Consider the following 10,595-nt stretch of genomic DNA (forward strand, 5'->3'; position numbering starts at 1 on the left):
GGACATGTGTGCTCCTGGGGGGTCACCGCGTGACGACGCGGGGTTACTTAGGCAGACCTAACCCTAAGCATGCCCGGCCCTGCCAGCACAAATGCACCCCCTTTCTCAGGCGAACCAGGACATCGCCACCCTTATAGGTGAAGCGCGGAGGCTCTCGTTGTTCGGCTGGAAGTGCGATAACTACTTTCGGTCGCCGGAGGTGACGAATCGATGACAGCCTGTGCCATCGAGACCACCGCGGAGGACGACGGCGCGGTGTCGCGTGCGGGTTTCACGATCGCGGCGAACGGCGCCTACGCGGCGCGGCTGGCCGGTGACGGCGAGGCGCTCTTCCCTGAGCGGTGGACGCTCGACGGGCCGGAACCGTACGCGGTGCCGCTTCCGGCCGCGCAGCCCGAGGAGCCGCACGCGCAGCTCCTCCCGCTGGTGGACGGGCGGGTGCTGATCGGGCGCCGGACGGGCGGGCGGTACGTCTTCTCGCTGCTGTATCCGACCGGGCCGCGGACCGGTGAACTGCTGCTGGGCGCGGTGGAGTCGGCGTCGCTGCGGCTGCTGCCGCCGTCGCCGGACGGGGTGGGGGTGTACGCGCTGACGGCCCGGGAGCACTCGACGGGCGTCTGGCGGGTGACGGGCGGGGCGGGGGGTGGGCCCGAGCACGTCGCGGAGGTCGCAGGGCACTGTACGGGCGGGGCGTGGCTGGACCGTACGGGCCGGATGCTGGCGCTGAACCGGCGGCCGGCCGGCGGCGGGCCGGTGAAGGCGGTCGCGGTCGATCTGGAGCGGGGCGGCGAGGTGACCCCGCTGCTCCAGATCACGGACGGCAGCGACGACCGGGTGCTGCTGGCCGACCCGGACAGCGGGCTGCTGCTGATCCGGTCCGACGCGCCGTCACCGGGCCACCACCGGCTGGGCTGGGGGGTGCTGGGCAGCACGCTGCCGGTGCGATTCCCGGAGTGTCTGCGGCTGCCCGACGCGGCGGTGACGCCGTTCGCGATACAGCCGGGGCAGATGCTGACGCCGGAGGCGTGCGCCGTGGCGCTGCGGATCGACGCGGCGGCGGGGAGCTGGGTGGGGGTGTGGCGCCCGGCGGGACGGCGCCTGCACCAACTGGCGGCACCGGAGGGGTGGCTGGCGGGGGCGGGGCTGTGGAGCCGGGACGGGGTGCTGCGGCTGCCGTACGCGACGCGGGCGGTGCCGTGCGGCCTGGCGCGGGTGGAGGCGGCGGCCATGGCGGTGCCGGAGGAGCGCGTACCGCATCCCGCCACACAATCGGCACAATCGGAAGGCGCCGGCGGGGAACCGTCCGGACGCGCGGTGACTCCTGGTGTGTGCAAGCCGGTGCCGTTGCAGCAGGCACCGCTCACCGGCCGCACAGCCCGTGGATAGACTCTCGGGCCGCAACATCGTCAGCGATCACTACGGGGTGAACTTCCCACATGTCTGAAGCCAGCACCGACACGACCCACGGGCGACCGCAGGGGGACGCCGGCGGCTCCGGAAAGCACCGAGGGGGCGCGGCGTCGACCGAGGACGTGTCGACGCAGCCGCACGGCCGTCACCGCAAGGACCCGCACAACAGCGCGGCCTGACGGCACGACAGCCTGACAAGGGGCCGCTCCGGGGAGATCCTCCGGGGCGGCCCCTTTCGTCAGTCCTTCGCCAGGGACAGGACTTGGGTGGCGGCGAACGTCTCGCCGGGCGGGCGGGCGGCGTAGTAGGGCGAGAGCAGGGCGTCCAGTTCCTCGTACGAGAACGCTTCCTTGGCCGTGTCGAACTTCGCCGCCACCCTCGGCGCCTCCATCACGGCCACCATCCCGCCGTGGACGACGAGCAGTTGGCCGTTGACGCCGGCGGCGGCGGGTGAGGCGAGGTAGCCGACGAGGGGTGCGACGTGGTCCGGGGACAGCGGGTCCAGCTCCTGGCCGCCGGTGGGTTCCTTGAAGCCGGCGAAGACGTCCCGGGTCATCCGGGTGCGGGCGCGGGGGCAGATGGCGTTGCACGTGACGCCGTACTTGGCGAGCGCGAGCGCCGTGGAGGTGGTCAGGCCCACGATGCCGCCCTTGGCGGCCGCGTAGTTGGGCTGTCCCGCCGAGCCGGCGAGGTACGCCTCGGAGGAGGTGTTGACGATCCGGCCGTGGACCGGGGCCCCGGCTGCCTTCGCGCGCTCCCGCCAGTGGACGGACGCGAAGTGCGTGGTGTTGAAGTGGCCCTTGAGGTGGACGCGGATCACCGCGTCCCACTCGGCCTCGCTCATCGAGAAGACCATCCGGTCGCGCAGGATGCCCGCGTTGTTGACCAGGATGTCCAGTCGCCCGTACGTCGTCACGGCGAGGTCCACCAGGGCGCCGGCCGTCGCGTGGTCGGCGACGTCCCCGACGTGTGCCACCGCCCGGCCGCCCGCCGCCCGGATCTCGGTGACCACCTCGTCGGCGGCGTCCGCCGAACCCTCCCCGTAGTCGTTGACGACGACGGCGGCGCCGAGCCGGGCCAGTTCGAGGGCCTCCGCGCGGCCGAGGCCCCGGCCGGCACCGGTGATGATCGCGGAGAGGTCCCGTAGAGGCATGGTCATGGGATCTCCTCCTCAGATCTCGACGCAGGTACGCAGCGCCTCGCCGGTCCGCATCTGCTCCAGCGCGTCGTTGATGCCGGCCAGCGGCACCCGGTGGGTGATCAGTCCCGCGAGGTCGATACGGCCGGCCCGCCAGAGGGCGATGGCCCTCTCGTACGAGCGGAGCACGTCTCCGCCGCCGTACATCGAGGGCAGGATCCGCTTCTCGTCGAAGAACAGCTCGAACATGTTGAGCTGGAGGAAGTCGTCCATGGCGCCCGCGCCGACGATGCAGAGCGTGCCGCCGCGCCGGGTGGCCTCGTAGGCGGTGCGGGCCGTCGCCGAGCGGCCGACGACCTCGAAGACGTAGTCGAAGCCCTCGCCGGCCGTGATCCGCTGCTTGGCGTCGGGGAGTTCTTCCGGGGCCACCGCCTCGGTCGCGCCGAACCGCAGCGCCGCCTCCCGCCGGGAGGCCACCGGGTCGACGGCCACGATCTGTGCCGCGCCCTGGAGCTTGGCGCCCTGGATCGCGGAGATGCCGACGCCTCCGCAGCCGATGACGGCGACCGAGGAACCGGCCTCCACGCGCGCGGTGTTGATGGCCGCGCCGAGCCCGGTCGTCACTCCGCAGCCGATCAGCGCGGCGACGTCGAAGGGGACGTCGTCCGGTATGGGCACCGCGCAGCCGGCGTCCACGACGACCTCCTCGGCGAAGGTGCCGGTGCCGGCGAAGCCGAAGACGTCCCCCCCGGGGCGCTTGAAGTTGGGCGTACCCGCGTTGAGGAACCCGGCCAGGCAGAGCTGGGTCTGGCCGCGCTTGCAGGACGGGCAGGCGCCGCACGCGGGCAGCCAGCACAGCAGCACCCGGTCGCCGGGCTTGAGGGCCGTCACCCCGTCGCCGACGGCCAGGATCTCGCCGGCGCCCTCGTGGCCGGGGACGAAGGGCGCGGGCTGCGGCAGGACGCCGCTCATCGCGGAGACGTCCGAGTGGCACAGGCCGGTCGCCCTGACCCGGATGCGCACCTTGCCGGGGCCGAAGCCCACCGCCTCGACGTCGTCGAGGACTTCGAGTTTGTCCTGTCCGGTCTCGTGCAGTACGGCTGCGCGCATGGTGCGGCTCCTTCACACGGTTTCTACGAGGACGCGGTTTTTGCGAGGACGCGGCCTTTACGAGGACGCGGTTTCCACGAGGGTGTCGGCGAGGACCGGGGCGTCGTCGCGGTCGGCGGCCGTCACCACGGCCTGGACGCGGCCGGGGCCCTCCCACATCCGGATGCGGAGGGTCTCGCCCGGGTACGCGACGCCGGCGAAGCGGGTGCGGTACGCGCGGACACGGGCGACGTCCCCGCCGAGCAGGGTGTCGGCGACGGCCTTCAGGGTCATGCCGTACGTGCACAGGCCGTGCAGGATCGGCCGGTCGAAGCCGGCGAGCTTGGCGAACTCGGGGTCCGCGTGGAGCGGGTTCCAGTCGCCGGAGAGCCGGTAGAGCAGGGCCTGCTCCTCGCGGACGTGCCGTTCGACGGTCCGGTCGGGGGCGCGGTCGGGGGTTTCGAGGCGGGCGGACGGTCCCCGCTCGCCGCCGAAGCCGCCTTCGCCGCGTACGTAGACCTCGGCGTCGCTCGTCCACAGCGGCCCGTCGTCGTCGGCCGCCTCGGAGCGGAGTACCAGGACGGCCGCCTTGCCCTTGTCGTAGACGGCGGCGACGCGGGCGGTGGTGACGGCCCGGCCCTTGACGGGGATCGGGCGGTGCAGCTCGATGCGCTGTCCGCCGTGCAGGACGGCGGCGAGGTCGACATCGATGCCGGGGGCCGCGAGGCCGCCCATCATGCCCATGCCGGCGCCCGCGACGGTGGCGAAGCTGGGCAGGACGTGGAGCCGCGACTCCAGGGTGTAGCGCAGCTCGTCGGGGTCGGTGGCGGGTGTGCCGGCGCCGAGGCCGAGGTGGTAGAGCTGGACGTCCTTGTGGTCCCAGGTGATCTCGGCGGAGCGGGGCTCGGCCGAGATCGCCTGGTTCGCGTCGATGGGCATGGGGCTCCTTGGACGGCGGACCGACGGAAGACCTCGGCACGGCCGTCCGCACCGTCGACCGCGCCGAGGCCGTGAAGGGCCGGTTCTAGAACGCGTTCTAGCGCCGGTGGCCTCCTGTATAGCGCGAGCCCCTGGGGTTGGGAAGAGTCCTGACGATGTGTCAGGTATAGCTGTCGCAGGTCGATGGGCGGGCGGTCAGAGCTTGTCCATGCCCTTGTACGGGCTGACGATGCGGGTCTGCTGGGACCCGAAGTCGACGAGCGTGGCGATCTGGCCCTCGACGGCGATGACCGTGCCGAGGCCGTGCCTGTCGTGGGAGACGCGGTCCCCCACCGCGAAGTGCTTGATCGGTGCGGCGACGGGGGCTTTGAAGGGACTGGTGGCGAGGTGGCGCCGGGGCGCGGATCGGTTCGTCATTGCCGCCAGTATGGGGCACCGCGCCGGGAGGGGGCAGGGGGCTGCCGTGACCGGGGGGCGGGCGGGGGCCCTGCGGCGGCCTACGCCTCGGCCCGGCGCGGCAGCCACAGCAGCATCAGCACCGCCCCCGCGAGCAGGATGCCCGAGCCGGTACGGAACGCCAGCGCGTACCCGGCCGTGAGGGCCTCCGGGCCCGTTCCGCCCGCCATCCGGGACGCGGCGACCGTCGACAGGGCGGCCAGGCCGAGGGCGCCGCCCATGGTGCGGGAGGTGTTGATCAGGCCCGAGACGAGGCCCGCGTCACCGGGGGCGGCGCCCTGGGTGGCGAGGGAGGCGAGCGGGGTGATGGTCAGGCCGATGCCCAGCATCATCAGGATGCCGGGGCCGAGGATCGTCGTCGCGTACGTACCGTGCGCGTCCATCAGGGACTGCCAGCCGAACCCGGTGGCGGCGATCAGCGTGCCGATCACCGCGAGGTTGCGCGCCCCGGTGGTCACCATCAGCTTCGGCGCCAGCTTGGAGCCGACGATGACGCTGACCGAGCTGGGCACGAGCGCGAGACCGGCCTCCAGCGGCGTGTAGCCGAGCACGTTCTGGGCGTACACGGTCATGAAGAACCACATGGCGAACGAGGCCGAGCCGTTCACCAGCATCGACACGTTGGCCGCCGACACGGCCCTGGACCGGAACACCTTCAGCGGCATGAGCGGGGCGTCCGTCCGGGCCTCCACCGCCACGAACGCCGCCAGCAGCGCCACCCCGCCCAGCAGCGGCAGCAGCGTCGCCGCCTCGCCCCAGCCTGCCTCCTCGGTCTGGACGATGCCGTACGCGACGGCCGCCAGGCCGGCGGTGACCAGCACCGCGCCGGGCAGGTCGAGCCGCCGCCCGCCCTCCGTCCGGCTCTCGCGGATCCACAGCGCGGCGCCGACGATCACCAGCACGCCGACCGGGACGTTGATCAGCAGCACCCAGCGCCAGGAGAGCAGGTCGGTCAGGACGCCGCCGACCAGTCCGCCGGCCGCACCGCCGCCCGCGCCCACCGCCGACCAGGTGCCGATCGCCCGGGTCCGCGCGGGCCCCGGCGGCACGGCGGCGGTCACGATGGTGAGCGTCGCGGGCGCGAGGACCGCCGCGCCGAGCCCCTGCACGGCGCGGGCGGCGAGCAGTTGCCAGCCCTCCACGGCGAGCCCGCCGGCCACGGACGCGGCGGTGAACAGCCCGAGCCCCACCAGGAACATCCGCTTGCGCCCGAAGAGGTCGGCGGCCCGCCCGCCGAGCAGCATGAATCCGGCGAAGGCGATCGAGTACGCGTTGAGCACCCACTGGAGCCCGACCGCCGACAGCCCGAGGTCGGCCCGCATCGACGGCAGCGCCACGTTCACGACGGACACGTCGAGGACGACCAGGAACTGACCGGCGCAGGCGGCGAGGAGCACCGCCCAGGTGCGGGCGGCGGGGCGCGCGGGGTCGGTGGTTATGGGGAGTTGGGCGGCGGTCTCGGTACGCGGCTCGGACATGGCTGTCATGGTCGCAGGTGCGGTGCGGTCCGTACATCCGGATATGGACGTAGGCCGGAAGTCCCGGCCGCCTACGATGTGACCGCCCAGTAGGACTGTCCGACCAGGAGGAACCCATGGCCGTGCCCGCCGCGCCCGCACCCGCGCCGGAGACGCTCGCCGCCTTCGAGGCCGCCAAGGGGTTCATGCCCGTACGCGAGGGCCTGGCGCTCCACGCGGCGGCCGGCGAGGCCGGGCGGCTCGGGCTGCCGCTGCTGGAGGTCGGCACCTACTGCGGGCGCTCCACGATCCTGCTCGCCGACGCGGCGCGGGCGGCCGGCACGGTGGCCGTCACCGTCGACCACCACCGGGGCAGCGAGGAGCAGCAGCCGGGCTGGGAGTACCACGACCCGACGGTGGTGGACCCGGAAGTCGGGCTGATGGACACGCTGCCGGCGTTCCGCCGCACCCTGCACGGGGCGGGCCTGGAGGAGCACGTCATCGCCGTCGTCGGCCGCTCGCCCCAGGTCGCGCGGGTGTGGGCGGGCGAGGTCGGCCTGGTCTTCATCGACGGCGGCCACACCGACGAGCACGCCACCGCCGACTACGAGGGCTGGGCGCCGCGCGTGGCCGACGGCGGGCTGCTGGTCATCCACGACGTCTTCCCCGACCCGGCGGACGGCGGCCAGGCCCCGTACCGCATCTACCTGCGCGCCCTGGAGTCGGGCGCGTTCACCGAGGTGTCGGTGACGGACTCCCTGCGCGTGCTGCGCCGCACGGGCCCGGGCATCTGACCGCAGCGCCGCACGGCCCGGGGCCCCCGGGGTCCGACGAGGGGAATCCGGGCGCGGCTCGGTGTGAGCGGGGCCGTGCGGCCGGGGAGCAGCGCATAGCATCGGCCCGTGCACGACGACGACAGCCCCGCCACGCCCCGCCGCACGAAGCTCATGGTCACGCTCGCCGTCGCGGCGTCCCTGGCCGCCGCGACGGCCGGCTGGCTGGCGTGGAACACGACCAGCGGCGCGGCCGGCCCGGCGCCCCGGGCGCTGGGCCCCGGGCCGGTGACTCCCGGCCCGGCGCGGAGCACGCCGCCCCCCGCCGCCCCGCTCTCCCTCGCCGGCAAGACCGTGGTGATCGACCCGGGTCACAATCCGGGAAACTTCGATCACCCCCGGGAGATCAACCGGCTCGTGGACATCGGAACGAACCGCAAGGAATGCGACACCACCGGTACGTCCACGAACTCCGGTTACACGGAGGCCGAATTCACCCTGGATGTTTCACACCGTCTTCGCACGCTGCTCCAGCGGCAGGGCGCCACGGTGACCCTCACCCAGGACGCCGACCGCCCCTTCGGGCCGTGCATCGACGAGCGCGCCCGCATCGGCAACGCCGCGAAGGCCGACGCCGTGGTCTCCCTCCACGCGGACGGCTCGGGCACCGGGAACCGGGGCTTCCACGTGATTCTTCCCGCACTGGTCAAGGACGGCGCGGCCGACACGGCCCGGATCGTGGTGCCGTCGCGCGCCCTCGGGCAGCGCGTCGCCCGGGAGTTCGCGCTGGCGACCGGAAGCGCTCCGGCCAACTACGTGGGCGGGGGTACTGGTTTGGACGTACGCAAGGATCTCGGCGGACTGAATCTCTCAACCGTGCCCAAAGTCTTCATCGAATGCGGCAATATGCGTGACCCGAAGGACGCCGCATTGCTGACAGACGCGGCATGGCGGCAGAAAGCGGCCCAGGGAATCGCGGCCGGCGTGAGCACCTACCTGCGGGGCTAGGCCCGGCGGACGGTAGCCTGCCGGGGGCCCGGGGTCGCCCCGGGCCGGTACCGCATCCGTACCATGGGGCCGGCCACCCCCGTGCTTCGCGCCACCCCGACGAGACGAACCGACGAAGGACTCTTACACGTGAACATCCGCTCCCTCACTCGAGGCGATGGCGTGGTGATCGGAGCAGCGGTGGTGCTGTTCATCGCCTCGTTCCTCGACCTCACCAGTTTCGACTGCCCCAGTGGGGTCGACTGCTCGGACTTCGAGAGCCGCAACGCCTGGGACGGCCTGGGCCTCCTGATGAGCATGTTCCTCTCCGGTGTCATCGGGGCCGCGCTGATCGTGGTCGGGCGCGCGATGCCCGGCCGCAAGGTCGCGGGGATCGACCTCGGCCAGTTCGGTGTGGCCTTCAGCATCTTCTCGCTGTGGACGGCGTTCTGGACCATCATCGACATGGACGCCGACGCCGGCGCGGGCATGATCCTGGGCCTGCTGGCGACCATCGCGCTCGCCGCGGCCGCGATCGCCTCCCCGCTCGTCCCGGCGCTCAAGGCCCCGCTCGTGGGCGCGCCGCGTCCGCAGGCGCCGCAGCCGTACGGCGGCCAGCCGCCGGCCGGTTACGGCTACCCCGGCGCCCAGCAGCCGCCGTACGGCGGTCAGCCGGAGGGTGGTTACGGCTACCCGGGCGCCACGCAGGGCGGCCAGCCGGGCCAGCCGCAGCCGTCGCAGGCCGGCCAGCCGGCCCCGCAGGGCCAGCCCGGTCCGGCCCAGCCCGCGCCCGCGCCCGCCGGGGCATCGGACTTCTCGCCGTTCTGGTTCGCCGTCCCGGTGGCCCGTCCGCTGTACGCGGAGGACGGCTCGCCGACGCCGATCGCGGAACTGGCGCCGGGCACCTGGTACCTGGCGGTCGAGCAGCGCGGCCAGGGCCTGGTGGCCCAGACGCAGGACGGCCGCCGCGGCGTGCTCCAGGACACCACGGGCATCCAGCGCGGCTAACCACCCACGGTCACGGCGCGGCCCCTCGCCCTTCCGGGCGGGGGGCCGTTCCCGTACAGTCGGGCCCCGGAACTGACGTACCGTCAGAGAAGAGGCGGCATGCGGCTCGGACTGGCACTCGGCTACTGGGGGCGCGGCCCGCACCCCGGCCACCTCGACCTGGCCCGCGAGGCCGAGCGCCTCGGCTACGACTCCGTCTGGACCGCCGAGGCGTGGGGCTCGGACGCGTTCACCCCGCTCACCTGGATCGCGGCGCACACCAGCCGCATCCGGCTCGGCACGGCGATCGCGCAGATGGCCGCGCGGACGCCGACGGCCACCGCCATGCACGCGCTCACCCTCGACCACCTCTCGGGCGGCCGGATGATGCTCGGGCTCGGCCTGTCGGGACCACAGGTCGTCGAGGGCTGGTACGGGCGCCCCTTCCCCGCATCGCCGCTCACCGCGACCCGCGAGTACGTGGACGTCGTCCGCCAGGTCCTGCGCCGCGAGCGGCCGGTCACGCTCGACGGGCGCTTCCACTCCCACCCGTACGCCGGCGAGGACGGCACCGGCCTCGGCAAGCCCCTCAAGCCGATCACCCACCCCCTCCGCCCGGAGCTGCCCGTGCTGCTGGGCGCCGAAGGCCCGAAGAACATCGCCCAGACGACGAGGATCGCCGACGGCTGGCTGCCGCTGTACTGGTCTCCGCTGCGCCCCGACGTGTACGACGTGAAGGACCTGCCCGCCGGCTTCATGGTGGCACCCATGGCCCGCGCCCAGGTGTGCGACGACGTCACCGAGGGCCTGTTGCCGGTCAAGGCGATGCTCGGCTTCTACATCGGCGGCATGGGCCACACCACCCGCAACTTCCACGCCGACCTGATGGCCCGCATGGGGTACGAGGCCGAGGCCCGCCGCGTCCAGGAGCTGTTCGCCCAGGGGCGCCGCGACGAGGCGGTGCTGGCCGTCCCGGACGCCTTCGCCGACGAGATCTCCCTCGTCGGTCCCCGCGCCCGGATCGCCGAGCGCCTGGCGCTGTGGCGCGAGGGCCCGGTGACGGACCTTCTGGTGACGGCACCGGACCCGGCGACGCTGCGGGTACTCGCGGACCTCAACGCCTAGCGTTTGACGGGCCGGTGAGCGGCAACCCGTCGAGCATGTCTCCCCGTCATCGGAACGGAAGCGCGCAGGCGGCGACCGCGATCGCGGTAGTCGCCGATGTCATGGCCGCCATCATCGGCCTGTGGATCCTGATGTACCTGTTCGACGCCAACCGGGCCAACGACCTGGTCCAGTTCGTCCAGGAAGCGGCCCGCTGGCTGGCCGGCTGGTCGCACGACCTGTTCACCTTCGACG

At 73.3% G+C, this 10,595-nt stretch carries 12 protein-coding genes; 7 read left to right on the forward strand and 5 right to left on the reverse strand.

Annotated elements, in window-relative coordinates; all coding sequences use genetic code 11:
- Positions 1-210: 210 nt before the first annotated feature.
- A complete protein-coding gene (locus AB0J57_RS18755) occupies positions 211-1,386 on the forward strand; it encodes a hypothetical protein (protein ID WP_366129311.1) in 1,176 nt (391 codons plus the stop codon).
- A gap of 50 nt (positions 1,387-1,436) precedes the next feature.
- Complete coding sequence (locus AB0J57_RS18760; RefSeq protein WP_366129312.1) at positions 1,437-1,589, forward strand: hypothetical protein; 153 nt, start codon at positions 1,437-1,439, stop codon at positions 1,587-1,589.
- A 59-nt stretch (positions 1,590-1,648) separates the two neighbouring features.
- On the opposite strand, the gene AB0J57_RS18765 is transcribed toward AB0J57_RS18760, so the two are convergent.
- The 5 genes from AB0J57_RS18765 to AB0J57_RS18785 form a co-directional block, all read right to left on the reverse strand.
- Complete coding sequence (locus tag AB0J57_RS18765; RefSeq protein ID WP_366129313.1) at positions 1,649-2,569, reverse strand: 3-oxoacyl-ACP reductase; 921 nt, start codon at positions 2,567-2,569, stop codon at positions 1,649-1,651.
- A 12-nt stretch (positions 2,570-2,581) separates the two neighbouring features.
- Entirely contained in the window at positions 2,582-3,658 is a 1,077-nt protein-coding gene (locus tag AB0J57_RS18770; protein WP_366129314.1) for a Zn-dependent alcohol dehydrogenase, read from the reverse strand.
- Between the two features lie 57 nt (positions 3,659-3,715).
- Entirely contained in the window at positions 3,716-4,576 is an 861-nt protein-coding gene (locus tag AB0J57_RS18775; RefSeq protein ID WP_366129315.1) for a MaoC/PaaZ C-terminal domain-containing protein, read from the reverse strand.
- Positions 4,577-4,771: 195 nt separating this feature from the next.
- The gene (locus AB0J57_RS18780; protein ID WP_366129316.1) at positions 4,772-4,993 is read right to left on the reverse strand and encodes a hypothetical protein; all 222 of its coding nucleotides are present in this window, start codon (positions 4,991-4,993) and stop codon (positions 4,772-4,774) included.
- 80 nt (positions 4,994-5,073) lie between these two features.
- Positions 5,074-6,510, reverse strand: a complete 1,437-nt coding sequence (locus AB0J57_RS18785; RefSeq protein WP_366129317.1) for an MFS transporter — start codon at positions 6,508-6,510, stop codon at positions 5,074-5,076.
- A gap of 116 nt (positions 6,511-6,626) precedes the next feature.
- Between AB0J57_RS18785 and AB0J57_RS18790 the strand changes: the two genes are divergently transcribed.
- The 5 genes from AB0J57_RS18790 to AB0J57_RS18810 all read left to right on the forward strand — a co-directional run.
- Positions 6,627-7,283 (forward strand): class I SAM-dependent methyltransferase, encoded by a 657-nt coding sequence (locus AB0J57_RS18790; protein ID WP_366129318.1) that lies wholly within the window; start codon positions 6,627-6,629, stop codon positions 7,281-7,283.
- Positions 7,284-7,436: 153 nt separating this feature from the next.
- Positions 7,437-8,270, forward strand: a complete 834-nt coding sequence (locus AB0J57_RS18795) for an N-acetylmuramoyl-L-alanine amidase (protein ID WP_366129319.1) — start codon at positions 7,437-7,439, stop codon at positions 8,268-8,270.
- Positions 8,271-8,432: 162 nt separating this feature from the next.
- Positions 8,433-9,257: a hypothetical protein gene (locus AB0J57_RS18800; protein ID WP_366129320.1), complete on the forward strand. Its 825-nt coding sequence runs from the start codon at positions 8,433-8,435 to the stop codon at positions 9,255-9,257.
- 99 nt (positions 9,258-9,356) lie between these two features.
- Complete coding sequence (locus tag AB0J57_RS18805) at positions 9,357-10,361, forward strand: LLM class F420-dependent oxidoreductase (RefSeq protein ID WP_366129321.1); 1,005 nt, start codon at positions 9,357-9,359, stop codon at positions 10,359-10,361.
- Between the two features lie 35 nt (positions 10,362-10,396).
- A partial coding sequence (locus AB0J57_RS18810) for a hypothetical protein (RefSeq protein ID WP_366129322.1) occupies positions 10,397-10,595 on the forward strand: 199 nt, incomplete at its 3' end.

The organism is Streptomyces sp. NPDC049837, assembly GCF_040674455.1.
GTDB lineage: Bacteria > Actinomycetota > Actinomycetes > Streptomycetales > Streptomycetaceae > Streptomyces.